27 protein-coding genes and 1 tRNA gene are annotated in these 24748 nt (G+C 64.5%); 17 read left to right on the top strand and 11 right to left on the bottom strand.

Annotated features, from left to right (window positions below; genetic code table 11):
• Window positions 1–7: 7 nt before the first annotated feature.
• Together G6R19_RS07095 and G6R19_RS07100 are read left to right on the top strand one after the other, a co-directional pair.
• The gene (locus G6R19_RS07095; protein WP_163163687.1) at window positions 8–1348 is read left to right on the top strand and encodes a 3-oxoacyl-ACP reductase; all 1341 of its coding nucleotides are present in this window, start codon (window positions 8–10) and stop codon (window positions 1346–1348) included.
• On the top strand, window positions 1345–2256 hold the full coding sequence (locus G6R19_RS07100; protein WP_163163689.1) for a MaoC/PaaZ C-terminal domain-containing protein: 912 nt from the start codon (window positions 1345–1347) through the stop codon (window positions 2254–2256). Before G6R19_RS07095 ends, G6R19_RS07100 begins: the two co-directional genes overlap by 4 nt.
• Here G6R19_RS07100 and G6R19_RS07105 read toward each other — a convergent pair.
• From G6R19_RS07105 to G6R19_RS07120, 4 genes are all read right to left on the bottom strand, one after another.
• A complete protein-coding gene (locus G6R19_RS07105) occupies window positions 2239–3336 on the bottom strand; it encodes an FUSC family protein (RefSeq protein WP_163164140.1) in 1098 nt (365 codons plus the stop codon). The two genes, G6R19_RS07100 and G6R19_RS07105, sit on opposite strands and share 18 nt — an antisense overlap.
• A gap of 146 nt (window positions 3337–3482) precedes the next feature.
• The gene (locus G6R19_RS07110; RefSeq protein ID WP_163163691.1) at window positions 3483–4592 is read right to left on the bottom strand and encodes a serine hydrolase domain-containing protein; all 1110 of its coding nucleotides are present in this window, start codon (window positions 4590–4592) and stop codon (window positions 3483–3485) included.
• Between the two features lie 30 nt (window positions 4593–4622).
• Window positions 4623–5714 (bottom strand): glutathione S-transferase family protein, encoded by a 1092-nt coding sequence (locus G6R19_RS07115; protein WP_163163693.1) that lies wholly within the window; start codon window positions 5712–5714, stop codon window positions 4623–4625.
• Window positions 5715–5723: 9 nt separating this feature from the next.
• The gene (locus tag G6R19_RS07120) at window positions 5724–6482 is read right to left on the bottom strand and encodes a M50 family metallopeptidase (RefSeq protein ID WP_163163695.1); all 759 of its coding nucleotides are present in this window, start codon (window positions 6480–6482) and stop codon (window positions 5724–5726) included.
• Window positions 6483–6595: 113 nt separating this feature from the next.
• On the opposite strand from G6R19_RS07120, the gene G6R19_RS07125 reads away from it, so the two are divergent.
• Window positions 6596–7060 carry a GatB/YqeY domain-containing protein gene (locus G6R19_RS07125; protein ID WP_163163697.1) on the top strand — a complete coding sequence of 155 codons (465 nt, stop codon included), beginning with the start codon at window positions 6596–6598 and terminating at the stop codon, window positions 7058–7060.
• Between the two features lie 86 nt (window positions 7061–7146).
• On the opposite strand, the gene G6R19_RS07130 is transcribed toward G6R19_RS07125, so the two are convergent.
• A complete protein-coding gene (locus G6R19_RS07130; protein ID WP_066275770.1) occupies window positions 7147–7449 on the bottom strand; it encodes a DUF4193 domain-containing protein in 303 nt (100 codons plus the stop codon).
• 208 nt (window positions 7450–7657) lie between these two features.
• Between G6R19_RS07130 and G6R19_RS07135 the strand changes: the two genes are divergently transcribed.
• The 3 genes from G6R19_RS07135 (at window position 7658) to G6R19_RS07145 (ending at window position 10056) form a co-directional block, all read left to right on the top strand.
• Window positions 7658–8800 (top strand): glycosyltransferase family 9 protein, encoded by a 1143-nt coding sequence (locus G6R19_RS07135; protein WP_163163699.1) that lies wholly within the window; start codon window positions 7658–7660, stop codon window positions 8798–8800.
• Entirely contained in the window at window positions 8797–9768 is a 972-nt protein-coding gene (locus G6R19_RS07140) for a glycosyltransferase family 9 protein (protein ID WP_163163701.1), read from the top strand. Before G6R19_RS07135 ends, G6R19_RS07140 begins: the two co-directional genes overlap by 4 nt.
• Before the next feature lie 72 nt (window positions 9769–9840).
• A complete protein-coding gene (locus G6R19_RS07145; RefSeq protein ID WP_163163703.1) occupies window positions 9841–10056 on the top strand; it encodes a hypothetical protein in 216 nt (71 codons plus the stop codon).
• Window positions 10057–10086: 30 nt separating this feature from the next.
• Here G6R19_RS07145 and G6R19_RS07150 read toward each other — a convergent pair whose 3' ends face one another.
• Window positions 10087–10779, bottom strand: a complete 693-nt coding sequence (locus tag G6R19_RS07150; protein WP_163163705.1) for an SGNH/GDSL hydrolase family protein — start codon at window positions 10777–10779, stop codon at window positions 10087–10089.
• A 218-nt stretch (window positions 10780–10997) separates the two neighbouring features.
• Between G6R19_RS07150 and G6R19_RS07155 the strand changes: the two genes are divergently transcribed.
• From G6R19_RS07155 to G6R19_RS07170, 4 genes are all read left to right on the top strand, one after another.
• Window positions 10998–11519 (top strand): GNAT family N-acetyltransferase, encoded by a 522-nt coding sequence (locus tag G6R19_RS07155; RefSeq protein WP_240341789.1) that lies wholly within the window; start codon window positions 10998–11000, stop codon window positions 11517–11519.
• Between the two features lie 356 nt (window positions 11520–11875).
• Window positions 11876–12292, top strand: coding sequence for a CBS domain-containing protein (locus G6R19_RS07160; RefSeq protein WP_163163707.1), 417 nt, complete (start codon window positions 11876–11878; stop codon window positions 12290–12292).
• A gap of 703 nt (window positions 12293–12995) precedes the next feature.
• A complete protein-coding gene (locus G6R19_RS07165) occupies window positions 12996–13613 on the top strand; it encodes a hypothetical protein (RefSeq protein WP_163163709.1) in 618 nt (205 codons plus the stop codon).
• Window positions 13614–13887: 274 nt separating this feature from the next.
• The gene (locus G6R19_RS07170; RefSeq protein WP_163163711.1) at window positions 13888–14160 is read left to right on the top strand and encodes a hypothetical protein; all 273 of its coding nucleotides are present in this window, start codon (window positions 13888–13890) and stop codon (window positions 14158–14160) included.
• Window positions 14161–14662: 502 nt separating this feature from the next.
• Here G6R19_RS07170 and G6R19_RS07175 read toward each other — a convergent pair.
• Together G6R19_RS07175 and G6R19_RS07180 are read right to left on the bottom strand one after the other, a co-directional pair.
• Window positions 14663–15034: a hypothetical protein gene (locus tag G6R19_RS07175; protein WP_163163713.1), complete on the bottom strand. Its 372-nt coding sequence runs from the start codon at window positions 15032–15034 to the stop codon at window positions 14663–14665.
• A gap of 248 nt (window positions 15035–15282) precedes the next feature.
• Window positions 15283–15365: transfer RNA gene (locus tag G6R19_RS07180), tRNA-Leu, on the bottom strand.
• 169 nt (window positions 15366–15534) lie between these two features.
• Here G6R19_RS07180 and G6R19_RS07185 point away from each other — a divergent pair.
• On the top strand, window positions 15535–16839 hold the full coding sequence (locus tag G6R19_RS07185) for a M20/M25/M40 family metallo-hydrolase (RefSeq protein WP_163163715.1): 1305 nt from the start codon (window positions 15535–15537) through the stop codon (window positions 16837–16839).
• Between the two features lie 10 nt (window positions 16840–16849).
• Window positions 16850–18010, top strand: coding sequence for an acyl-CoA dehydrogenase family protein (locus G6R19_RS07190; RefSeq protein ID WP_163163717.1), 1161 nt, complete (start codon window positions 16850–16852; stop codon window positions 18008–18010).
• Here G6R19_RS07190 and G6R19_RS07195 read toward each other — a convergent pair.
• Complete coding sequence (locus G6R19_RS07195; RefSeq protein ID WP_163163719.1) at window positions 18007–18240, bottom strand: DUF5703 family protein; 234 nt, start codon at window positions 18238–18240, stop codon at window positions 18007–18009. The genes G6R19_RS07190 and G6R19_RS07195 overlap by 4 nt on opposite strands.
• 40 nt (window positions 18241–18280) lie before the next feature.
• Between G6R19_RS07195 and G6R19_RS07200 the strand changes: the two genes are divergently transcribed.
• Window positions 18281–18553, top strand: coding sequence for a hypothetical protein (locus G6R19_RS07200; RefSeq protein ID WP_163163721.1), 273 nt, complete (start codon window positions 18281–18283; stop codon window positions 18551–18553).
• Window positions 18554–18593: 40 nt separating this feature from the next.
• Here G6R19_RS07200 and G6R19_RS07205 read toward each other — a convergent pair whose 3' ends face one another.
• Window positions 18594–19529, bottom strand: a complete 936-nt coding sequence (locus tag G6R19_RS07205) for an aldo/keto reductase (RefSeq protein WP_163163722.1) — start codon at window positions 19527–19529, stop codon at window positions 18594–18596.
• 52 nt (window positions 19530–19581) lie between these two features.
• Here G6R19_RS07205 and G6R19_RS07210 point away from each other — a divergent pair, with 52 nt between their 5' ends.
• A complete protein-coding gene (locus tag G6R19_RS07210) occupies window positions 19582–20415 on the top strand; it encodes an undecaprenyl-diphosphate phosphatase (RefSeq protein ID WP_163163724.1) in 834 nt (277 codons plus the stop codon).
• Window positions 20416–20430: 15 nt separating this feature from the next.
• Entirely contained in the window at window positions 20431–21708 is a 1278-nt protein-coding gene (gene mshC / locus G6R19_RS07215) for a cysteine--1-D-myo-inosityl 2-amino-2-deoxy-alpha-D-glucopyranoside ligase (RefSeq protein ID WP_163163726.1), read from the top strand.
• 53 nt (window positions 21709–21761) lie between these two features.
• Here the strand turns inward: mshC and G6R19_RS07220 are convergent, their stop codons facing one another.
• Window positions 21762–22667: a PAC2 family protein gene (locus G6R19_RS07220; protein ID WP_163163728.1), complete on the bottom strand. Its 906-nt coding sequence runs from the start codon at window positions 22665–22667 to the stop codon at window positions 21762–21764.
• 150 nt (window positions 22668–22817) lie between these two features.
• Here G6R19_RS07220 and G6R19_RS07225 point away from each other — a divergent pair, with 150 nt between their 5' ends.
• On the top strand, window positions 22818–23558 hold the full coding sequence (locus G6R19_RS07225) for an HAD family phosphatase (protein WP_163163730.1): 741 nt from the start codon (window positions 22818–22820) through the stop codon (window positions 23556–23558).
• Window positions 23551–24717: a site-2 protease family protein gene (locus G6R19_RS07230; protein ID WP_163163732.1), complete on the top strand. Its 1167-nt coding sequence runs from the start codon at window positions 23551–23553 to the stop codon at window positions 24715–24717. The genes G6R19_RS07225 and G6R19_RS07230 overlap by 8 nt, the downstream gene beginning before the upstream one ends.
• The last annotated feature ends 31 nt before the right edge of the window (window positions 24718–24748 follow it).

Below are 24748 nucleotides of genomic sequence, written 5' to 3' on the forward strand. Positions count from 1 at the left end.
GGAACGCATGACAGACAAGTACGCACAACTGGTCAACCAGGGCCTGGGCAGGAACGTGGCCAGGAAGCTCGGGCTGCCCCAGCCGGCAGTACTGCGCCGGTACGAGCCCGGCCAGCCGTTGATTGCCGGGCCAATCCTGGTCCAGGGCGGCACTGCCGGCGCCGACAGCCTGGCCGCCGAACTGCTTTCCTGGGACCTTGACGTCAGGCGCCACGCCGTTCCGCGGGAGAAGCTTGGTGCCATCATCCTGGTGCTGGACGAAGTGGCTGAACCTGGAGACCTCGGGAAGCCGATTCTCGCCGCTGCAGCCTCCCTGCGCGATCTCGCCCCGGGCGGCCGTGTAATGACGGTGTCCCGGCCCGCCTCGGACGCACCCTCGCCGGCGGCAGCAGCCGCACGCCAGGGGGTGGACGGGTTCCTGCGTTCCCTGGCCAAGGAACTGCGTGGTGGTGCCACCGGCAACGGCATTCTCCTGGCGCGGGACGTCAACACAACGAGCCCAAGCGCGCTGGCGGCAGTCCGGTTCTTCCTCTCCGGCCGCTCCGCTTTTGTGGACGGCCAGTTCGTCACGGTGTCCACGACGGCGGGAGAACTTTCCGCGGATCCTGAGACGCCCCTGGCCGGAAGGGTCGCCGTCGTCACCGGGGCAGCCCGCGGCATCGGCGCGGCCATAGCCCGCACATTGCACCGGGACGGCGCCACCTTGGTGCTGGTGGACATCCCTGCGGCGGGCGACCAGCTGGCTGCGGTGGCGAATGAGGTGCGGGGGACAGCCCTCCAGCTGGACATCAGCAGGGGGGATGCCGGACAACGGATGCTGGAGCACGCCGCCCAGCGGCACGGGCGCTTGGACATCATGGTCCACAATGCCGGCATCACCAGGGACAAGCTCCTGGCCAACATGGATGAGGGCCGCTGGAACTCCGTGATCAACATCAACATTGCCGCCCAGCTGCGGATCAATGAGGCCCTCCTGGCCTCTGAACACTTCCGCAGCTCTCCCCGGATCGTCTCCGTTGCCTCCACGAGCGGCATCGCCGGCAACCGCGGGCAGACGAACTATGCGGCGTCCAAGGGCGGTGTCATGGGGATGGTCCGGGCGGCTGCTCCGCTTCTTGCCGGGCAAGGCGGCAGCATCAACGCCGTCGCGCCGGGGTTCATCGAAACCGAGATGACGGCCCGGATACCCTTTGCACTGCGGGAGATGGGCCGGCGCCTGAACTCGCTCCAGCAGGGTGGCCAGCCATCCGACGTCGCAGAGACCATAGCCTTCCTGGCCAGCGACGCGGCTGGCGGTATCAACGGCGAGGTGCTCCGGGTCTGCGGCCAGAACCTGGTGGGGGCATGACGCCTGTACAGCCGCTCATCCTGGGGGAGATGCCGTCGCTTTCCAAGCTCTACGTCAATGCTGCCGCCCAGGCAGCCCGACGCCGGCTGCTGGGGACGCATGACGGATCAGTCCTTCCGGCAGAGAGCCACGAAGTCCGCGGTGTCACGGTTGACGTCGGGAACCTTACGGCGTACCAGCACCTCATTGGCGAAACGGCGAGTGATGTCCTGCCCGCAGGATTCATCCATGCCGTGGCGTTTCCGCTCGCCATGAGCGTCATGAACCGGGACGATTTTCCCTTGCCGCTGCTCGGCATGATCCACCTGCGCAACGTCGTGGAACACAGGCGGCCGCTCCTCTTCACGGATACCCTGGTCATCGCCGCGCACGTGGAGAACCTTCGTGGTCACCGGTCGGGCACACAAGTGGACCTCGTGGCCGAGGTCCGCAGGGCCCCGGCTGAGGAAATCTACTGGCGGGGGGTCTCCACCTACCTGGCCAAGGGCGTTTTCCTGCCGGGAATCGACAAACCGACAGTCGCCCCGGCACGGCCGGAGTTCACGGCGCCGGATCCCACCGCGCTGTGGCAGCTCGGCGTGGACACCGGAAGGGCGTACGCGGCGGTGTCCGGCGACTTTAACCCGATCCACCTCAGCGTGCTGTCCGCCAAGGCGTTGGGCATGCGCCGCTCCATCGCCCACGGCATGTATCTGGCGGCCAGGGCACTCGCCGACGTCGGCGCCGTCCGCGGGGATTCCTTCACCTGGGAAGTCGACTTCGAGGCGCCGGTTTTCCTTCCCTGCCGCGTCGCCCTGGACATCAGTACCGTGCAGGAAGCGGCAGGAGCTTGGGAACGTTCCGACTTCGTGGCGTGGAACCCCCGCTCCGGCCGCCGTCACTTCAGCGGCTCAGTCGCCGCCCTCTAGAGGTTCCCGCCGGGGCGGTGCCCCCGAATCACTTGGCGGGTGGACGGCGCGCAGGATCCGGTGGAGGCTCAGGAGGATCGATTCGGACGCCGGAACCGCGCCTTCGTCCAGCTCCCGGGTGGCGGTGGATGCCATGCAGGCTTCCACCGCCGTGCTGGCGGCCTGATAAAGATCCTCCTGCTGTTGCGGGTCTTCATTGCTGAATGAGCGCAGCAATTCGCCTGTGGCGGTAATGGCTCCGGCCAGGGGACCATTGTCTTGCAGCGGGACGGTGTACGGCACGTCGCTTTCCCAGATGACGTCGGAGAGCACGTCCGTCATGTCCTGAATGTGGAAGGTGACCCTCTCCAGCTCGCGAAGATTACGGTAGTCACGGTCAATGTCCCGGGGGTGGAGTTTACGGCGGGGGTTGGCACGCCGGCTTGCGTCGGCTTCCTTCACGAGATGCCGTACCGTGCGCGCTGCTGATGCCAGCTCATCCGAACGGCGCGACCATTCCTCATGCTCGGGCGGCCATTCCTCCTCCAGCGCCGCGCCCATGTCCGTCAGTTGCCTGCCCAAGGCAAGGCGGAGTTCGTCGAGGCTGGCCGCCGCGGCACTCAGGTGCAGCGGGGGAAAGACCAGGAAGTTCACTGCGATGCCCACGGCAACGCCGGCGCCCATTTGCACGAGGTAGCCAAAGGAAAAGTCGTCAGCGTTGCTGCCTCCCACGAGGAGCACCAGCAGGGCCGCCGTCGGAATCCAATCGCTGCCCGAGCCGATCCATGGCAACCCGCCCAGCAGTACGCCTATGCCCATGAATAAAGCGACCGTCAGGGGCGAGGGATCGGCGATGTTCACCAGGATGACCGCGAGGCCTATTCCCATACTGAGTCCGGCGAGGGCTTGGAAGCCTTGCCGGACTGAGCCGGCCACGTTGTGGTACATCGCCACCAGCGCTCCCAGTGGCGCGTAGTAGGGATAGTTCGCGGCTGCACCGGGCATGAGCGGGGCGATGAGGAATGCCAACCCTGCGGCCAGGGCGGCTTTGGCCGCCAACTGGAGGCGTTGTGCAGCGAACGCTGCGGACAGTCCTTCCACTGCCTGCTTCAGAAACTGGGTCCCCTTGGCCCACCGGACTGCCGGACGTGCTTGAGATTTGCCCATCCGATCCACCCTAGGGGGCCTGTGGGGGAGGGGACAAAGCTGCTGGTCAGGGCGGCAGTAAAAGGCGGCGGGCGGAACTTTTAGGACAAAGCCGCCGCTGAACGGCGCACGGCTGCGGCCAATTGGTGCGCCTTCCCAGGGGTGCGTCCGTCCTCCGCCCGCCGTGGGATGTAGCCGAATCCCAAGCCGTAGGCGGGGTCCGCGAACCCGAGGGCAGCGTTGGCACCTTCGTGGCCGAAAGCGCGGTGGCTGCCGAAGTTCCGGGAGGGATGCGGCTTCATAAAAACCACGGCGAAAGCGTTGTCCAGGCCGGAGGAACGGTCCAGGCCCCACACCTGTTCCTGGGACATCAACTCCACCGTCCCGGGAGCCAGGAATCCTTCCCCGCCGTTGACTCCGGTGGTGGCTGCGGCATAAAGCCGGGCCAGGCCCTCAGCAGATCCCACCCCGCCGGCCGCCGACATGCCTGCCCGGCGGACACCGCGGACGTTGGGGAGCTCCATGATGGTGCTGACGGGTGCGTTGCTGTTCAGCCCGTCCAGGCTGAGCGGATCGACCCATGGCTGTTGCGGATCGATGGTGTACAGGACGTCCCGGTAACGGGGCTCCAACTCCTCCGGCAGGCCAAGGTAGAAATCGATGTCCAGTGCCGTCCGGATCCGGCGGTCATAGATGTCCTGCAGCGATTCTCCCGCCGCGCGGCGGCACAGCTCTTCCATGATGATCCCGATGGTCAGGGCGTGGTAGCCGAACTGGCGGCCAGGCCGCCAGGCTGGGCGGGCCGCGGCGAGGCGGGCGGCAGCACTAGGGGTAGTGAACTCGTCCAGGGCGAAACCGCCTTCCACCCCCATGATTCCCGCCTGGTGGGACAGGGCTTCCCGTACCAGCAGCCGGTCCTTGCCATGGACGGCAAACTCCGGCCAGTAGTGGGCAATCCTGGCGTCAAGGTCAAGCAGCCCGTCCTGGACCAGGAGTGCGACCACCATGGCTGCGACTCCCTTCGAGCAGGAGTATGCGCCCGTTATCGTACCTTCGTCCATGTCCGGTCCACCTGCGAGTGCCACCACCTGCTTCCCGTGATCGTAAGCCGCCAGCTGCGCACTGTACTGCGGGTCCTTCGCCAGGAATGATTCGAAGAGCTCCAGGACATTTTCGTAGCCGGGCGCTACGTGGCGTTGAGTTGTCTGCATCCGGCCAGTTTAGCCAGAAAGCGCTTTCCTTCAGGAGTTCGCCCCGTGTCCCGGCGCAACTTCTTCCCCGGCCTTCACCGACCCCGGCGGGGTCCCATCCCCGAAGGGCCGGCCACCCAAGGACTCGCGCCCGTGGGCGTCAAGCCAACCATCCAGTGCAGGGCCGGCAGGGACGATGCCGGTGGGATTGATGTCCTCGTGCACGATGTAGTAGTGCTGCTTGATCTGCACGAAGTCGGTGGTGTCGCCGAACCCGGGAGTCTGGAAGAGGTCGCGCGCGTAGCCCCAGAGGGCAGGCATCTCGCTGAGTTTCTGGCGGTTGCATTTGAAGTGGCCGTGGTACACGGCGTCGAATCGTGCCAGGGTAGTGAAAAGCCTTACGTCGGCTTCCGTGATGGTGTCGCCTACCAGGTACCGCTGCCTGGAGAGCCTCTCTTCCAGCCAGTCCATGGCGGACCAAAGCCTCGCATAAGCGGCGTCGTACGCCTCCTGGGAGCCGGCGAAGCCGCAGCGGTAGACCCCGTTGTTGACTTCGGTGAAAACCCGCTTGTTGACCTCGTCGATCTCCTCCCGGAGATGCTCGGGGTACAGCTGGGGTGCGCCGGGCCGATGGAACTTCGTCCATTCCGTCGAGAAGTCGAGTGTGATCTGCGGAAAGTTGTTGGTGACCACCGCGCCGCTGGCCACCTCAACAATCGCCGGCACGGTAATGCCCCGCGGGTAGTTCGGAAACCGCTTGAAGTACGCCTCCTGCAGGCGTTCGATGCCCAGGACCGGGTCAACGCCGCCCGGATCCAGGTCGAAAGTCCAGGACCGCGCGTCATGCGTGGGGCCGGGCTGTCCGAGCGAAATGGCATCCTCCAGCCCCAGCAGGCGGCGGACAATAACCGTCCGGTTTGCCCACGGGCACGCCCTGGCGGCGATCAGGCGGTACCGTCCCGGCTCCGCTGGCCAACCGGGCTCCCCGTTAAGCCCCGGCCTGCCGTCTGCGGTGATCCGGTCCTCGATGTAGTTGGTGTCGCGGTTGAACTCCGCGCCACCGGTTACGTAGGCGCCGCGCGTGCTGTGCTCTGCGGTACGGCCGCTTTCCACCTGTTGGGTGCTTTCCGTTTCCTGGCTCATGAAACCACCCTAAACGCCCGCCGGCAGGACTGCGGAGATAGGCTGCCAGGCGACCAGCCAGGACCCGCCCACGAGGACCGTAAACAGGAGGATCCACACAACGGAGGGAATCGCCGTCGTACGGTACAGGAGGTACGCGTCCGAACTGGCAAGCCGGTCCCTGCGCCGCAGGTGCACATGCATGAGCTTTATGAGGTCCCGTACAGCACCCACCAGCAGTACCAGGCCCAGGATGACGGACACATGGCCCACGAAACCGTCCGGCACCAGGAAAATAAGGGCTATGTTGCCGCCTATCGTAGCGGCGGTGATGAGGAACCCCGCGGGGTTCCGGAGGAAGAGCAGGGTGGCTGCGAGGGCTACCGTGCTGGCGGCCAGGGCGGCAGGGCCCCACCCGGTGAAGCCGCACCACACGAACGCGGCGCCGACGACGGCCGGGACGGGATACCCCCAGAAACAGGACCACACGGTGGCGAGTTTGCTCCGGCTGTACGTGGTGGTGGTGCCTGAATGGTCCAACCGAAGCCGTATCCCTGAGAGCCGCTGGCCGCTCGTGACGGCTGCGAAGGCATGTCCCAGCTCGTGGGTGGCTGTTGCGAGCAGGCCCACGTACTTCCAGGACTGGCGGGGGATCGACAGGGCAGTCACTATGCCCAGGGCGAGCATCAGCTCAGTGAATGTAATGACGGGAAGATCGGTGCGGCTGAAGGAACTGTTGAACGTGTTCCAAGGGTCCTTGGCAAGATTCACCGAATGCTGCCCGGGCATGAGTGGTCATTTTCGGCCATAAGCACCTACGGTACTAGGGATGGGTGGACGCTGCCGCGGCGCCCTGCGGCGCCCGGTCCCAATGACAGAAAAAACACAGGAACAGAGGAAACGTGTCATCTTTGAAGGAACGGCTGCAGGCCGACGTCGTCATCCATATGAAGGAGCGCAATAAGACTGCGCTGACCACTGTCCGGAACGTCCTGGGCGAGATTGAAACCCGTGAGAAATCGGGGAAGACACCCGTGCAGCTTGATGACGCCCAGGTGACGTCCCTGCTTCAGAAGGAAGCAGCAAAGCGCCGGGACACGGCCGGCATCTACGCGGAAGCCGGACAGCCGGAGCGGGCGGCGGCGGAAATTGCTGAAGCCGAGGTGATCGAGTCTTACCTGCCAAAGCCCCTGTCCCTGCAGGAGGTGGAGGCAATTGTGGACGAGGTCCTCGACGGGCTCCGCGCCGAAGGGCGCGAACTGACGCCGCGGCAGATGGGCGAAGTGATGAAGCCCGTGACGGCGAAGGTGGCAGGGCGTTTCGATGGCAAGGAAGTCAGCCAGCTGGTGCGCCAAAAGCTCGCTTAAAGCGGAAAGGCACGCCCACTCGATAGTGGGCGTGCCTTTGCTCAGTGGGGGCGGCTGAATGGGGCCGTCCCGCCTGACTTCCTGATTTAGCCTTCGCACTCCGTGCAGTAGCTGTGGCCGTCCTTTTGGCGCGCAATCTGCGAGCGGTGGCGGACCAGGAAGCAGGAGTAGCAGGTGAATTCGTCCTCGGCCTGGGGGATGACCTGTACTACGAGCTCCTCAGCGACAAACTCGCCGCCGGGTACGCCCGCGCCGTCGAGGCCGTCAGCTTCGTCCAGCTCCAGGACAACGCTGCGCGCGTCGGGAGCATTGGCTGACTGGAGCTGCTCGAGAGAGTTGTCCTGCGATTCCTTGACGTCGGAACGCAGTTCGTCGTAATCGGTTGCCACTTTAGGTGCTTCTCTTTTCTTTGGTTCGTCTGTCGCGTATGAAACGTACAGCATCATCCGGGTATTCCCCAATAGCCGGAGTATATTGACCGCCGTTTGGGTAGAGGTTTAAGGAAGCGGCCTCAAGGTTCATCACCCTACTGTGGCTGTACGGGCAGGGGAGGTCGCCGCGAACGCTGCGGTCTCCGCACTATCTGAAGGGGTATATGTGGAGCAGCTCACTGCAGAATTCGGGGGCGCCGGGCGGACCGGCACTGGCGTTGGTCCAATCCTGGAAAAGTTTGAGTCGGTATCAAGGATAGCCGTATTGCGCGGCGGGGGCCTCGGCGACCTCATTTTCGCTATTCCCGCCATTGCCGCATTGAAAGCGGCATACCCCCAGGCCTCCATAACCCTCCTCGGCACCCCTGCGCACAAGGCTTTGATCGCCGCGACGAAGAGCCCGGTGGATGAGGTTCAGGTCCTTCCCTTTTCCGAGGGTGTCCGGCCCGGAGTCGAGGACGAGGATGACCTAGAGCGGTTTTTTGAGGAGATGCGGGCACGCCGCTTCGATCTGGCGGTCCAGGTTCACGGTGGCGGGCGGTATTCCAATCCCTTCCTGCTCCGGCTCGGCGCCCGCCACACGGTAGGGACGCGCACGCCTGACGCAGCAAGCCTGGAGCGCACTGTGCCCTACCTCTATTACCAGCATGAACCGCTAAGGGCCCTGGAGGTGGCCGGGTTCGCCGGTGCGTTCCCGGTGGATCTCGAAGCACGGTTGGCCCCGGCGGAGGGACTGCGCCCCTCTCCCCAGGCGGCCGACGACGATAGCCAGCCTTTGGTGGTGATGCATCCCGGCGCTACGGATCCCCGCCGTCGTTGGCCAGCGGAGCGGTTTGCTGAACTTGCCGTCGCCTGCGCCGGGGACGGCTTCCAGGTGGTGGTTGTGGGCGATGAGAGCGAGAAGGAACTTGCCGGGCGGATCGTCGAACTGGCCGCCTCGGGCCAGGTACGTTCGGTAGCCGGCGAACTGGACATGGCAGGCTTGGTGGCGCTGCTGGCCCGTGCGGCGGTGGTCGTCGGAAATGACAGCGGCCCGCGCCATCTCGCCCAGGCCCTGGGGGTTCCCACCGTCGGTATCTTCTGGGCCGGCAACGTTATCAATGCCGGTGCACTGGGCCGGAGCCTGCACCGGATCCATGCTTCCTGGGTGACCGCTTGCCCCACCTGCGGAATAGACGTGACCCAAGTGGGCTGGACGGCCCCGCGCTGCTCCCACGACGATTCGGTGGTGGCCGGCATTGCGGCGCGGGATGTCCACGAGGATGTCCGCAGTCTGGCGGCCACCGAAGTGACCAGGCAGCTGGCATGAGCGCGACGGAAAGCATCGCGGTGGGGGAAGTCAACGAGCCGCACGACGGGAAACCGGAGCTTCTGGTCCTTCGGGCGTTGAAGCTTGGGGACCTGCTGGTCGCAGTGCCGGCCCTGAAGGCGCTCCGGCGTGAGTTCCCGGATCACCGGCTGAGGTACGCGGCGCAAGGCTGGCTTTCTGAGGCGCTGGGGCTCGTGGGCGGTTATGAACTTCTGCCCACGCACGGCCTGGACGAGCCGCTGGCCATGGAACCCGGCGTCGTGGACGTGGCAGTGAACCTGCACGGCAGCGGGCCGGAAAGCCAGGGCAGGATTGAGGCGTTGCAGGCCCGGCACACCATTGGCCACCGGAGCCAGTACCGCGACGGGCCGCCGTGGCGGGCCGAGCTGCATGAGAGGGAACGCTGGGTCAGCCTCCTGGCATGGCACGGCATCGAGGCCGACCCCCTGGATATCCACCTGAATACTCCGCATGTGCCCAGCCCCGTACCGGATGCCACCGTCCTGCATGTGGGGGCCGCCTATGGCAGCCGGCTATGGCCAGCTGAGCGGTTCGCAGCTGTTGCCGCAGCGCTTGACTCGGCTGGGCACAATGTTGTCTTCACCGGTGGCAGCGGCGAGAGGGACCGGGCCCTTGACGTGTGCCTTCGGTCAGGGCTTGCGGAGGATGCAGTGTTGGCGGGACGGCTTGGCCTGGCGGAGTTCGCCGCGACCATCGCGGCGGCCCGCCTGGTGGTCTCCGCCGATACGGGGGCTGCGCACCTGGCTTCCGCGTATGGAACGCCATCTGTGGTGTTGTTCGGGCCCGCTCCGCCCGAGATCTGGGGTCCGCCCCCGGGTCCGCACATCGTCCTGACCCGCGCTGAGCTGCGGCGGGGGGACACTTTCGCGGCCGAGCCGGACCCGGCGCTGTTGGCCATCACCGTACCGGATGTTCTGGCTGCAGTCCGGGGGCTGGGCGTTTTCTAGGGCTGCCCAGGCACGTCAAGCCGGGGGCGGCCAGGCCTCCTGCCGGACGCCGGAAAGTCCTAAAATAATGCCATGGGCACTGAGATCGAAATTGCCTTGGTATTGACGATGGCGTTCGTGTGGGTCGTGGGCACCTTCGCCATCTTGTCCGGGATCGACCGGCTGGAGAGGAAGGCACGGCGCCAGGAGCGCAGGGCGGACCGGGAGCGGCAACGCCGCGTCCAGTACCGCCCGGTTGCGCCCGGCTCCCGGCTGCTGGGCCACAGAAGGCACGCGCACACCCGTTAGCCTGCACCCAGGGCGGATGGCATCGTCTGCTTACCCCACCCCATGTGGTTGGGGAGCAGATTTGGACCGGGCCGCACCGGCGATCACCACCGAGTGGGGGTTGGGGTGGCCGGCCCGGACCAGGGTGGCAATGGCGCGCGCAATTTTCCGGCCACCCTGCGTTGAAGGTTCTATGGGATTGGCGTAGTCGGCGTCTTCGCTGCAGATCAGCCTCAGGTCGATCACTGGCGTGCCGCTGGAAAAGGCTGCCCGAGTAATCGAATCGTTGAAGAGGGACAATGCTGCCCTGACGATTTTCTGGTTCGGTTCCGATGGGGGAGTGTCGTAGATGGTGCATACCGCCGCGGGCAGGCCCTGAGCCAGGACGCCGGGCAGCATGGCCCGGTAGTCGGCGTCGAACCTGTCCCTTCCGGCGTCAAGCATGAGCAGGGCCTCGGCAACGGAGCCGGGACGCTCCTGCAACAACGGCGCATAGCCGAGGGCATCGTTTCCACCAACGCTCACCACCAGGTGGGTGGCGTCCCGGGGGAGGTCGCGGAGCTGGCGGGCGACACCGGTGATGACGTCCCCGTCGATGGCCAGGAGCGAGCATTTCCAGCCCGGCAGTTCCTGGCGCAGCTGGCTGATGACGTCGGGGCCGCCGTCCACGTACGCAGCGTTGTCGAAGATGGAATCGCCCAGCAGGACCACGTGGCCCGTCTCCTTACCCTTTCCAAAGTCCATGAGGGTCATGTTCCACCCTGGCACGCGTCACCGCCACCTCTGTCAGTGGGGCAGGGTCTCGCCCTTCGTGGAACCCGCTAAGCCACCGGAGTGAGAGCAGGGCCGAATGGCTCGCTCCCACTTCGCATCTACCGGTAGGGAGTTCATCACCTATGAGGCCCGGATGGGAGCCCTGGGAGTAAAGGTAGAGTCTCGAAGTGACCTCATCCAGGAACATCTTGATCGACGGCATAGAGATCCGGATATCGCGCTCCAGTGACGCCCGGAAAATGAAAGACGCCTATCTGCGGAACAGGGAGTACCTCACTCCCTGGGAGCCAGCACGCCCCGAGGATTTTTTTACTGTGGCCGGGCAGAACAAAATTACAGAAACGCGTTTGGTCTCCTACGCGGCCGGGTCTGAAGTACCGTGGGTGATTCTCGATGTGGACCGCATTATCGGTGCCATAACGCTGACAGGAATTGTGCTCGGACCTTTTTGCAGCGCCAACGTTGGCTATTGGGTAGACCACGAGTACTCCGGGCGAGGAATCGGCTCGGCTGCACTGACCCATGTGCTCGCTTATGCAAAGAACAAGATGGGCTTGCACCGCATCCAGGCGGCAACCCTCCTGCACAATGCGGCCTCACAAAAGATCCTCCAACGTGCCGGCTTCGAATGGATAGGAGTGGCGCCGGCTTACCTGAAAATTGCCGGCACGTGGCAGGACCATAACCTCTACCAGCGCATCCTCTACTGAAAACGGCGTCAGCGCGATTGGTGCCCTTGCCGTTCGAAGTGGGCAGGGTCCTCGGCGCAAGGTCGGATGAAACCCGGTCTGTCAGGACGGCGCGCATCGACTTAGACTGAAGCATTCCGGGCAACCCACTGCTTCCGGTCCACGTTACGGGGCCGTCCAGCCAGGACAGGAGGAACCTATCGGAGATCCGTGCCAAAGCTGATTATTGCTGGCGCGCAGGTCAGGGCGGACCTGCGGAAATTCAGGGACTTCATCGGATCTGGCGGCAAATTACCTGACGCAGGGCGACGAAGTCATAGGACCCCGGGACCGGGGAACTTCTAACGCCCGCTCGGGCGGAACCCAAGGAGATTGCCATGACCACAGCACGTGAAATTATGACCGGCGGCGTTGAATGCATCGGTGAAAATGAAACTCTGGAAGCAGCGGCGCGGAAGATGAAAGACCTGAACGTCGGTGCACTGCCGATTTGCGGCGAGGACAACCGGCTCAAGGGCATGATTACGGACCGGGACATCGTCATCAAGTGCTTCGCGGAAGGCGGCGATCCCCGTACGGCAAAGGCAGGCGATTTTGGCCAGGGCAAGCCTGTCACCATCGGTGCGGACGATTCCATTGAAGAAGCGATCAGCACAATGCAGGAGCATCAGGTGCGCCGGCTGCCAGTCATTGACGGCCATGATCTGGTCGGCATTCTCACCCAGGCAGACATCGCCCGCAACTACCCGGAGGACAGAGTCGGGGAACTCGTCGAGCTCATTTCCTTCTACTGAGTGCACTCCAAACGCACGTAGGAAGCCGCTACCGCGGGCCCCGTGTCAGCCCGGAACAGTTGTAAGCACAGCAATAATTTCAGTGTACTGACCCCTGGCGAGGGAGGCAGGGGACCGCGTAGCCTAGTCCGCCAAGACCTGCGTCTGGAGCCCGAGCGGTCCCTCGCCGCTGCAGCGCTGGAAGACTGATGGTCCTCCAGGGCGCAGTCTTGGCCGTTGCCATTAACCATGCGGGCGCGGGAGAAGAAGATGTCGAGAGGCGCTGGCGGTCCTCAAACTGCAACTGCCCTATGGCATCGCAGGAAACTTCTGTTGGTCCTCAAGATTCCTCTTGAGCTCGGCCTGGTCTTGCTGGTGTTCATCACCTTCATGTACGTGCAACACGTTTTCTCGCTAATGCCCATGTACCTAAGCGGTGAGATCACGTCACGCCCTGATGCTGAAGAGGCCCTGATCAGTTCGGCCACCTGGTCCGCAATTCACATCCCGGTCCTGGGTCTGTGGCTTCTCCTATGGCTCTGGCACCGCAGATTACTGCGAAAGAGCAAGGGGTTGGCGGCTCCGATGTCCCGGCAGAGAACGGGCTGATTGAAGCGGCCTGCCTCGGCGACAAGACTGACTCCGACTCCCGCCTGCGATAGGTTAGCTCTGGCCGGCCGCGCAGGTAGCCTGAAACGGCCGCCCGATCATCCTTGGGGGACCTATGAAAAGCCTTGCCGCCGTACTGATCGCCGCACCACTGCTGCTGACCGGCTGCGTCGTGCCCTATGGCGGTGAGAACCTCAGGGGTACTGCCACGGCAATTCCCGGTGACGGCTACGCCCGCCTGGACGCAGCCGGCATCGCCCAGATCAAGGCCTCCAAGGAAGCGCGCCTCGATATGTCCTCCGGGGGGCTGACCAAGGCAAGTGTCGGCCTGGAGGATGGCAGCAGCGAGGCTCCTGACGTCCTGATACGGGACGGCGTAATGAACCTGGAGATTCTGGGCCCGAGCGGGACCGTGACCGCTAAGACCGACCGGCTTCGCCTGAACGGCATGAACACCCGCTCCGAGTTCACCGAGGTTACCTACTTCCTAACGGCCCAGTCATTGGATGGGTACGTTGCCCTGATACGCGAAGGCGTGGACCGCTACGGCATCAACAAGGAGTCGGCCGAAGGGTGGATCGAATCGATTTCCAACCGCCCGGGGGACAAGAGCGACTTCGCCATCCAGCCTGGCACCTCAACAGGGCTCCAAATCACCTACGACCTCCGGTACGACGGTTCCAAGCACACCCAAGTCATCATCGTGCACGTCAGGCCGTGGCCGACCAACTGATGAACGTTCCATCACTAGGGCGCTGCGCACACTGCAGTTTGCCCGGAAAAGATGACAGTGGGGGACAGTGCACCAAACCCAGACGCGCGCAACGAGATTGCCGGAGCATCCCATCGGCTCGCTGCTCCCGGGCAGTAGCTTCGAGGCATGGGTTCCAGTGAGAACGTCCCCGTGATACTCGACTCAGCGGGGCTGTGGGGGGAATAGCGCTGGCGGAAAGGGGCTTGTCTTCAATGGGTCTGGCCTTCGGTTGGCTGACCCACGAAAGGACCTCTTGCCCAGCGCTTTCATTCCATTCACCATGCGCGCTTCGGCCCGCGCCGACCACCGACGCACCTTCCGTACCGACATCGAGCGGCTGAACAACGGGCACCTCCCGCGGGTGCCCCTGGACGTACTCCGGTCCACGAACAACCAGGCGGTTTTCCGCGGCGCTGTCCCTAAGGGCGCACACACCGCGACTGACGAAAGCCTTGCCCGATTCCTGGAGGGCCGCCTCGCCACCGACGACATCCACCTGGATCTCAGCGTCACCATCGAGCGGTGATGAGTAGGCCCCGGACCGATTGGTCCGGGGCTTTCTTGTGTCCGCCGATTAGCCGTCGGAGCCGGAAGTCTGGCTGCGCGTGCCACAGTTCCTGTTGGGGCCTCATTAATTCAGTCCGGCCCAGCCGGTTGCAGGGATGGGGTCCTCGTCCGGGCCGTCCGGCAACCGGCCCGGGAGATGATGCAACAGTCGCGGGAGTCGAGCCATTCCTTCATGTGCACCTTCTCTAGAGAGACTGTCTCCTTCATCTGCGCCCGGAGCTCGTCAGCGCTGAGGCCTCTCAGGCTTTGGACACGGGCGTTCGGCTAGTGCCAGCCGCTGTATGGGTCCGCGTTGTGATTGGTGGACGGAGGGTCCTTGTAGACACGGCCACGCTGGGACTGCGGCTCGCCCTGGTGCCGCGGCGGACGGGTTCGGCGGTGCTTTCCCTGCCAGTAAGCGTTCAGGACTCGCAAGACCACCATGGCCGCCAATAGGCAGCCGAAGCCCACCAAGTACTCCATCAGGGCTCCTGACCCGTCTTAGCCTTCTGGGCATGCAGCCAGCGCTGCCGGCGGCTGGCGATAACAAAGGCCCACCAGACCATGACGAAGGTTGCGAGCCCGAGGATGCTGCTCCAGATACCAGTCCACGATTCGTCAGGCAGGGTGAAGCAGTAGAAGCCCATTGTGAGCATTCCGCTGCCGATGAGAGCAAGGAAGCAGGCCGCCACCCTGATTGTGGTCGGGTCCTGGAGCGGTGTGATGGCGCCCATTGAATATCCGTCAGGGACTCCGCCGGGACCGTACTGCTTCTCGTATTGGCGCACGTTGAAGGGGCTCGGGTCATATGGCGTGCCGTCCGGCCTGCGGAACTGCTTGTCCTGATTAGACATGATTGGAATCATATCGGGGTGTTCCGGGCTGACCCGGGCGTTCCTGGCCCAGTTCCAGAAGGTTGATGTCAACGGCGCCGGAAATGCCAGCCTTCGGGGAGCCCCGCAGCTTGCGAAGCTTGGTGGCCCGGTATTTGCCGCGTATGCGTGGCACCCCCTTGCGGTCTCGTGGCTAGAGACGCGGGCTCGCGTGCTTGGAGACACAAAGAAGCCCCGGAAAATCAGTGATTTTCCGGGGCTTCCGTTTGTGCGCGGAGGGGGACTTGAACCCCCACCCCCTTTCGAGGACTAGCACCTCAAGCTAGCGCGTCTGCCATTCCGCCACCCGCGCAGGTGGTATTTCGGGAACCGTTTCCGCCTTTCAGCGTTTCGGGTTTCTCCGAAGCAGCGAGAAAAACTCTAACACGACTTTTCCCGAAACATCGAATCGGGCCAAGTGGGTAGGCTGAGGGCAGCAATCCAGCGCTGCAATCCCGTCATTCCCCAGTGAGGAGCTCTCAATGCCTGACGTCCTGCCCGAGGATGAAGTTGTCCGTATCTGCCAGGAACTCATCCGGATAGATACGTCGAACTTTGGCGACGGGTCCGGTCCGGGGGAGCGGGCTGCGGCAGAGTACGCCGCAGGGCTCATCGAGGAAGTCGGTATGGAGGCTGAGATCTTTGAGTCAGCGCCAGGGCGGGCCAACGTGGTTACTCGGATGGCCGGCGAGGATCCTTCCGCCAGCGCCCTGGTGGTGCACGGCCACCTGGACGTGGTTCCTGCCCTTCGCGACCAGTGGTCGGTGGACCCGTTCGGAGCCGAACTGAAGGACGGGCTCATCTGGGGCCGCGGCGCCGTCGACATGAAGGACATGGACGCCATGATCCTCGCCGTCCTGCGAAGCTTTGCCCGCACGGGCAAAAAGCCCAAGAGGGACATCATCTTTGCTTTCTTCGCGGACGAGGAGGCAGGCGGCGCGTATGGTGCCCGCTACGCCGTGGACAAGCGCCCGGAGCTCTTTGAGGGTGCAACCGAAGCCATCTCGGAAGTGGGCGGGTTTTCGGCAACCATCGGAGGTCAGCGCACCTACCTGCTGCAGACCGCCGAAAAGGGCATCTCCTGGCTGCGCCTGGTAGCCCATGGGAGGGCAGGCCACGGCTCACAGATCAACACCGATAACGCCGTGACCCGGCTCGCGGCCGCAGTGACCCGCATCGGCGAATACAAGTGGCCCATCGCACTAACGCCCACCACCAGGCAGTTCCTGGACGGCGTGACGGAACTCACGGGCGTTGAGTTCGACGCCGACAATCCCGACCTCCTGCTGAACCAGCTGGGGACCGTGGCACGTTTCGTGGGCGCAACCCTGCAGAACACCACCAACCCCACGCTCGTGAAGGGCGGCTACAAGCACAATGTCATCCCCGAGTCCGCTGAGGCGCTCATCGACTGCCGCACGTTGCCCGGCCAGCAGGAGCACGTCCTGGAAATCGTCCGGGAGCTGGCCGGAACGGGCGTGGACGTGAGCTACGTCCACAACGATGTCTCCCTCGAAGTGCCCTTCGCCGGCAATCTGGTGGATTCCATGATCGACGCCCTGCATTCCGAGGATCCCGGCGCCAAAGTGCTGCCTTACACACTGTCGGGCGGCACGGACAACAAGTCGCTCAGCAGGCTGGGCATCACCGGTTACGGTTTCGCACCCCTGATGCTCCCGGATGAGCTGGACTTCACCGGGATGTTCCACGGCGTGGACGAGCGCGTTCCCGCAGACTCCCTCAAGTTCGGCGCCAGGGTGCTCAACACCCTGCTCACCAACTACTGAGCAGGCCCGCATGACCCCGGAAGAAGTCCTGCCGGACGCCCTCTTGGAACGGATCCGTGCCAGGGCCGCCGGATACGACAGGGACAACGCATTTTTTCACGAGGACCTGCAGGAACTTGCGGAGGCAGGTTACCTGAAGCTTTTTGTCCCAGCGGCCGACGGCGGGAAGGGCCTTGGGCTGGAAGCGGCGGCACAGTGCCAGCGGAGGCTGGCAACGGCTGCCCCCGCCACCGCCCTGGCGGTCAACATGCACCTGGTGTGGACCGGCGTCGCGCACGTCCTTCAGGCAAGAGGGGACAACTCCCTGGACTTTGTCCTTCAGGAAGCCTCCCAGGGCGAGGTCTTCGCCTTCGGCAACTCTGAAGCAGGCAACGATTCAGTCCTGTTCGACTCCCGCACGGTGGCTGAGCCGCAACCCGGCGGCGGCTACACCTTCACCGGCACAAAAATCTTCACCAGCCTGTCGCCGGCATGGACCAGGCTGGGCATCTTCGGAAAAGACCCGTCCGCAAGGGAAGGTGACGGGGAACTGGTCCACGGCTTCATCACGTGCGAAACAGCCGGCTACAGCATTCTCGACGATTGGGACACCCTCGGAATGCGCGCCAGCCAGTCCAACACCACGGTCCTTGAGGGCGTCCACGTCCCCGAAAACCGGATCTTCCGCAAGCTACCCGTCGGGCCCAACCGCGATCCCCTGATTTTTGCCATCTTCGCGTGCTTCGAGACGCTGCTCGCCGCCGTTTACACGGGAGTGGGGGAGCGGGCGCTGGAAGTCGGCGTCGAAACCGTCAAGCGCCGGACTTCCTTTAAGAACGCTGGACGGAGCTACGCGCAGGATCCGGACATCCGCTGGAAGGTGGCGGAGGCCGCGATGGCGATGGACAACCTGTACCCGCAACTGGCCTCAGTTACGGCTGACGTCGACGCCCTCGCTGATCACGGTCCGCAGTGGTTCCCGAAACTCGTAGGCCTTAAGGTCAACGCCACGGAGACCGCACGCCGCGTTGTAGACCTCGCCATCCGCGTCAGCGGCGGATCAAGCTATTTTCGAGGATCAGAGCTCGAACGGCTCTACCGGGACGTTCTGGCCGGGATGTTCCATCCGTCCGACGACGAATCGGCCCACAACACAGTGGCCACCGCCTGGCTGGGGCCCCTCGAGGATTAGACGGTCCGCTGGACCTGCAGCACACGGCGCCGGAGCCAGAACCGCCTGCCGCCCCCGACGTACAGCTTGCTGCGCTCCAGTTCCCACTTGCCGTATTCGGAGTGTTCCACCAGCCGGCGCCTGGCTTCGTGCAGTGAATCGACAGGGCTGACCGTCAGTACAAGGTACTCGTACTGCTTCGCATAGTCCCGTTCCCGCTGGACCGAGCTGGTGAGAAATTGTTCCTTCATTTGCTCTCCATTTTCGTCCTTTTCCGGCTAACGTGAAGGCATGAGCATCGATCCGCGTGTCGCGCTTCAGTCCTTGACCACCGCTTTGGAAGAACACCTTATAGCAGCATCCAACCGCCGCGGAGATGGTGACCCCTCCGTCGAGGCGGCGTTTTTCGCAGTAGCCGATGCTTTTGAAGTCTACGAGGACGCACTCTACGAGGCCTACAACGAGGTCACGCCGCTTCAGGTCTTTGACGACGAAGATGACGAGGAAGAGGAAAGCGACGTGGACGACGAAGACCTCGAAATTGTCGAGGACCGGAACCTCTGAACACAGGGCAGCGCTGCGGGCCGGCTGGGCAGCTAGAGCCCTAAAGGAGCGCTGATGCGTCTTCCAGGGCGCAGGCTATCTCCGGCGGCAGGGGCGTCAGCTGGGCATCCACGATTTCCTTGAGCTGCGCAGGCGTGCGCGGGCCAACTATCGCCGTGGCGACACCGTGCTGGGATAGCAGCCAGCTCAGCGCCACGTCCTGCGGCGTCCGGCCCAGACCCTTGGCCGCCATGCACACGGCCTCGACTGTCCTGGACGCTTTCCCGTCAAGATAGGGCTCCACATACCCGGCCTCCGTGGCGGACGCTCCCCGTGAACCGGCAGGAATGCTGCCCCGGTACTTTCCGGTCAACACCCCGCGGCCAAGGGGTCCCCACGCCATCAGGCCCAGGCCTGCATCCTCAATTGCCGGAATCAGTTCGGCTTCCGGCTGCCGCTGCAGGAATGAGTACTCGGCCTGGGCCGCCACCAGGGGAAACCCTGCGATGGCCGCGGCCTTGGCCGTCTGCCAGCCGTTGAAGTTCGAGACCCCTGCGTACCGGGCCCTTCCAGTCCGAACGGCGAACTCCAGCGCGGACAGCGTTTCGTCCAGCGGCACGTTGCCATCCCAGGCCTGCGCAAACCAGATGTCCACGTAGTCGGTGCCCAGCCTGGCCAGGCTGGCCTCCAGGCCGGTGAGCATTGCGTTCCGTGACGTGTCCACACCCCGCCGGCCATCCGGCGTCGTCATTCCCGCCTTGGTGGAAATGGAAATTTCGGTGCGGGCAACCACGTCGCCCAGCATCGACCCAACCATGGCTTCCGACCGCCCGTCGGCGTACGAGGCTGCCGTATCGACATGCCGTCCGCCGGCGTTCAGGAAGGTGCGCAGCAGCTCCGCGGCGTCCTGTTCGTCGGTCTCGCCGGCCCAGGACATGGTTCCTAGGGATAGGGCGGAAACTCGCAATCCACTGTTGCCGACGTAACGCTGCTGCATAGCAGCAAGCTTACGGGCAGAACCAGCACTGCCCATGCCGTAGGGTCTTAGCGTGAACTGGATTGAGGCGGCCCTGCTGGGCCTTGTGCAGGGACTGACCGAATTTCTACCGATTTCATCAAGCGCCCATCTGCGGATTGTGGGGCAGTTCCTGCCGAACGCCGCCGACCCCGGTGCCGCTTTCACCGCCATCACCCAGCTGGGTACCGAAACCGCGGTCTTGATCTATTTCTGGCGGGACATCGTCCGGATCGTGAAGGCATGGGCCGGCTCCCTCTCCGGAAAAGTCTCCAGGCAGGACCCTGACGCCAGGATGGGCTGGCTTGTCATCCTGGGCAGCCTGCCCATCGTGGTGCTGGGCCTGCTGTTCCAGGACCAGATCGAGTCGGTGCTCCGCAGCATGTGGATTGTGGCCACTATGCTGATCGTGTTCGGCCTGTTCCTTGCCGTTGCGGACGCAGTGGGCAAGCAGGAACGGGACCTCAGCCGGCTGACCTACAAGCACGGCATCCTCTACGGCCTTGCCCAGGCGATGGCGCTCATCCCCGGCGTGTCCAGGTCCGGCGGCACTATCACAGCGGGCCTCCTGATGGGCTACACCCGTGAAGCAGCGGCACGGTACTCGTTCCTGCTGGCCATTCCCGCGGTGTTCGGCAGCGGGCTGTTCCAGCTCTACAAGACCGTGTCCAAGGAGGGCATCACCGGCCCCTACGGACTTCCCGAAACAGCCCTGGCCACCGTGATCGCCCTCGTGGTGGGCTACGTCATCATCGGCTGGTTCCTGAAGTTCGTCTCCACCCGGAGCTACCGCCTGTTCGTCTGGTACCGGATCTTCCTGGGCCTGGCCCTGTACCTCCTTCTCGGTTTCAATGTCATCAGCGCCTAGCACTAGGCTTGGCGTGTGAAATCCTGGATCTCCCGCCCTGTTCCCGACGTGCCCGGCAGCGTGCCGGCCATCCGGTTGTTCGATACCGCTGTGGGCCGCGAGGTGGCCCTGGAAACAGATGGCCGGCCCTCCATGTACGTTTGCGGCATCACGCCCTACGACGCCACGCACATGGGCCACGCCGCGAGCTACGTGGCGTTCGACCTCCTCAACCGCGTTTGGCGCGATGCCGGCCACGAGGTGTCCTATGTCCAGAACGTGACGGACGTGGATGATCCGCTGCTGGAACGCGCCACGGCCACCGGCGTGGACTGGCGGGATCTGGCAGCAAGCCAGATTGAGCTTTTCCAGACGGACATGGAAGCGCTCAACGTCCTCGCGCCGGACCACTACGTCGGCGCCGTCGAGTCCATTTCCCTGATCGTGCCCGAGGTAGAGCGGCTGGTCAGCCTGGGGCTGGCTTACAAGGTGCAGGGCACCAACGGCGAGCCGGACGGGGATGTCTATTACGACGTCGAGGCTGCAGGCAAGCAGTCCGCGTCACCGGATGCCTGGTCCCTGGGATCCATTTCCGGCCTCGCCGAAAGTGAAATGCTGGAGCTCTTCGCCGAACGTGGCGGTGATCCCGGCCGCTCCGGAAAGCGCCAGGCGCTGGACCCGCTGCTGTGGCGGGTGGCGCGGGAAGGCGAACCCAGCTGGCCCGGCGGCAGCTTGGGAGCCGGCCGGCCCGGTTGGCATATCGAGTGCACGGTCATTGCGCAGAAGTACCTGCCCTCACCGTTTACCGTCCAGGGCGGCGGGTCGGACCTGATCTTCCCGCATCACGAAATGGGTGCCGGCCACGCGTTTTCACTGGCCGGAGTCCCGCTTGCAAGGCATTACGCGCACGCCGGAATGGTGGGGCTGGACGGCGAAAAGATGAGCAAGTCCAAGGGCAACCTGGTGCTGGTGTCGAAGCTGCGCGCCGCGGGGGAGGACCCGGCAGCCATCCGTCTCGCCATCCTTGGCCACCACTACCGTTCGGACTGGTCCTGGACGGACGAAGGATTCGCTGCCGCGAAGTCAGACCTGGCGTCATGGCGCCGTGCGCTGGACCACGCCCCCGAAGGCTCCGCGGAACCGCTGATCGTGGAGATGCGGGCAGCCCTTGCCGCCGACCTGGACGCCCCCGCTGCCGTTGCAGCGGTCTCGAGCTGGGCACGGCAGGCGAACGACGCCGGCGCTGCCGCCAGCCCTGCAGACCAGCACCTGGTAAAGGACGCCGTCGACGCCCTTTTGGGCATCCGGCTCTGAACCGTCAGTCCCTGGCGTAACGCCGGGGACTGACAGGTACAGGAAGCCCGCTGTCAGGGCCTGTCCTGGCCCCGCCGCTTGAGATAACGCTCAAACTCGCGGGCAATGGACTCGCCCGTGGCTTCCGGGAGGTCAGCGGTGTCTTTGGCCTCTTCCAACTGCCGCACGTAGGCCGCGATTTCCGGATCCTCGGTGGCCAGCTCGTCCACGCCCCGCTCCCAGGCGTCCGCTTCCTCCGCCAGCTCGTGCGTGTCCAGGGGAACCTGGAGCAGTTCCTCAATCCGGTGGAGGAGGGCCAGCTGTGCCTTCGGCGATGGCGCCTGCGCAACATAGTGGGGGACGGCGGCCCACAGCGAGACCGTGGGGATGCCTGCCAGGAGGGACACCTCGGAGAGAACTCCGACAATTCCCACCGGGCCTTCGTACTGCGAGGCTTCCAGGTTCATGCGTTCCCGCAGCGGTGCGTCATCGGAGGACGTGCTCACCGGAATGGGCCGGCTATGCGGAACATCTGCCAGCAGTGCGCCCACCAGGACTACATAGTCGACGTTCAGTGCTTCGGCGTGCACCAGGAGTTCTGCCGTGTAAGCCCGCCATTTATAGGACGGCTCGGTGCCCTGGACAAAAATGACGTCAACGTTCGAGCCGGGTGCGCTGGCCTTGTAGATCCGGGTGGAGGGCCACTTGATCTTGCGTTCCCCGGCAGCATTCCTGCGCACGGTGGGCCTTGTGAACTGGAAATCGTAGTACTCGTCGGCGTCTATGGACGCCACTTTCTTGCCGCCCCAGAGCTTATTGAGGTAGCGCAGCGAGTCGCTTGCAGCCTCCCCGGCGTCGTTCCAGCCTTCAAAGGCGGCCAGCATCACTGTGACGCGCTGCCCGTCAGCCACAGGCTGCAGGAAGCGCTCACGGGCGGGTCCGGCACCCGGGTCGGTGGTGTCTCCCTCGAAGCTATTCATTTCTTCACCCTACGTCCAAGGAGCAGGGTCTTGCATTGAATGAAGCGCCGAAAAATGCGTCTGAATCTCCCGAAGAGGCAGCAAACCAGGCCGTATTCGCCGAGGGCGTAGCCACAGCCCCCGTCCAGACAGTCCCCGTAGACTGGGGGCATGCGACCGCCAGCCACCAGTTCCCCGCTCAAAGCCGTCCTCTGGGACATGGACGGCACCATCGTGGATACGGAGCCCTACTGGATAGCGGCTGAACATGCGCTGGTGGAAGCCCACGGCGGAACCTGGTCCCATGAACAGGCCATGCAGCTCGTAGGACAGTCTTTGACGTTCTCCGCCGGCCTCCTCCAGCAGGCCGGCGTCGATCTTGGGATCCGCGAGATCATTGACACCCTCACGGCCGAAGTAGTGGCCAGCGTTAGGCGTCGGGTGCCGTGGCGCCCGGGTGCGCGGGAGCTCCTGGAAGACCTCCACCTTGCCGGCGTGCGGTGCGCCCTGGTGACCATGTCCGAGGGGCCGCTGGCCCGGGAGGTGGTGTCAAGCCTTCCCCGCCCCTACTTTGAAGTGGTAGTCACCGGGGATACCGTGGCGCAAGGAAAGCCGCACCCGGAGGCATACCTGAAAGCCGTGGAACTGCTCCAGGAAGATGACGCCGGCCTGGCGATCCACCACTGCGTGGCGCTTGAAGATTCGGAACCGGGAGTGGCCGCTGCAGTGGCGTCCGGGGTGGCCACCGTCGCCATTCCCCACATCGTTCCACTGCCTGAAGACGAGCGGTACACGTTATGGGAGTCCCTGGCGGGACGGTACCTGGCTGATCTCGAGGACCTGGTGGTGGCCCGCTCAGCGGCGCCGTCCGCTGCAACACCGGCCGGACTGCTGGAGACCTCCCATGACTGAGACGGCGGCCCCGGTCCGCCGGGAGGGAATCCCCTTGGGCAGGATTGCCGGTGTTCCCGTTGTCCTGGCGTATTCGTGGTTCCTCATCGCAGCCTTCACTGTGATTGTCTACGGGCCGGTACTTGGCCGGAACAACCCTGCCCTTGGTGCCAGCGCCTACGTCATCGCTTTCGCCTACGCTGTCCTGCTGCTCGTCTCCGTCCTGGTCCATGAACTGGCCCATGCCCTGACGGCCAAGATCTATGGGTGGCCAACCCAGAAGATCGTGCTCAACCTCTGGGGCGGGCATACGCAGTTCGAGAGCTTCACTGCCACGCCGGGACGGTCCGTGCTGGTGGCCCTGGCCGGCCCCGCCGCCAACTTTGTCCTGGCCGCAGGCGCCTGGCTGCTTCTCACCGGAGCCCCACTTGGCAGCGTCGCCGAAATCCTCACCAACATCTTTATGTGGGCAAACTTCCTGATTGCCGTCTTCAACGTCCTGCCGGGGCTCCCACTGGACGGAGGCCGGCTGGTGGAATCCGCCGTCTGGAAGGCCACCGGCAGCCAAGCCAAGGGAACGGTGGCAGCAGGTTGGGGCGGCCGCCTCATCGTGGTTGCGCTCGTCTACTGGTTCATCCTCCGGCCGCTGCTTGCCGGTGACTCACCGGAGTTCAGCCTTCTCATGATTACCGTGCTGGTGGGCGGCTTCCTGTGGATGGGAGCCTCGGCCGCCATCCAGCAGGGAACGCTGCGCGGACGGCTGCATCTGGTCAGCGCGGCAGGGTTGTCGACGCCCGCCGTCGGCCTGCCTGCCACGGCGTCGGTGCAGGACGCACTTCGGCTTGGCGCACCGGACAGAACGTCGGTGGTGGTTTACGGCCATGGGGGACGGCCCGAGGCCGTTGTGGATCCTGCTGCGCTGGCTTCGGTTCCGGCCGCTGCCGCCGGGGCAACTCCCATCACTGCTGTGTCCTATGCCCTTGCCGCGGGCGCCTACGTACCGGAATGGTCGAAGGGACAGGAACTCCTGCACTTCCTCTCCCAGCTCGAAGGACGGGACTACGCCGTAGTGGACCATAACGGCAGGGTGACCGGGCTGCTTTCCCAGGACGCGGTGCTGTCCGCCATCACGGGCAGGCGCCAGCAACCCGGTAGGCACCCGCAGGGCAGGAACCGGTAGAGTTACCTGCCGGTCGTGCATTGCCGCCGCA

The organism is Arthrobacter sp. Alg241-R88, from assembly GCF_900537115.1.
Lineage (GTDB): Bacteria > Actinomycetota > Actinomycetes > Actinomycetales > Micrococcaceae > Arthrobacter.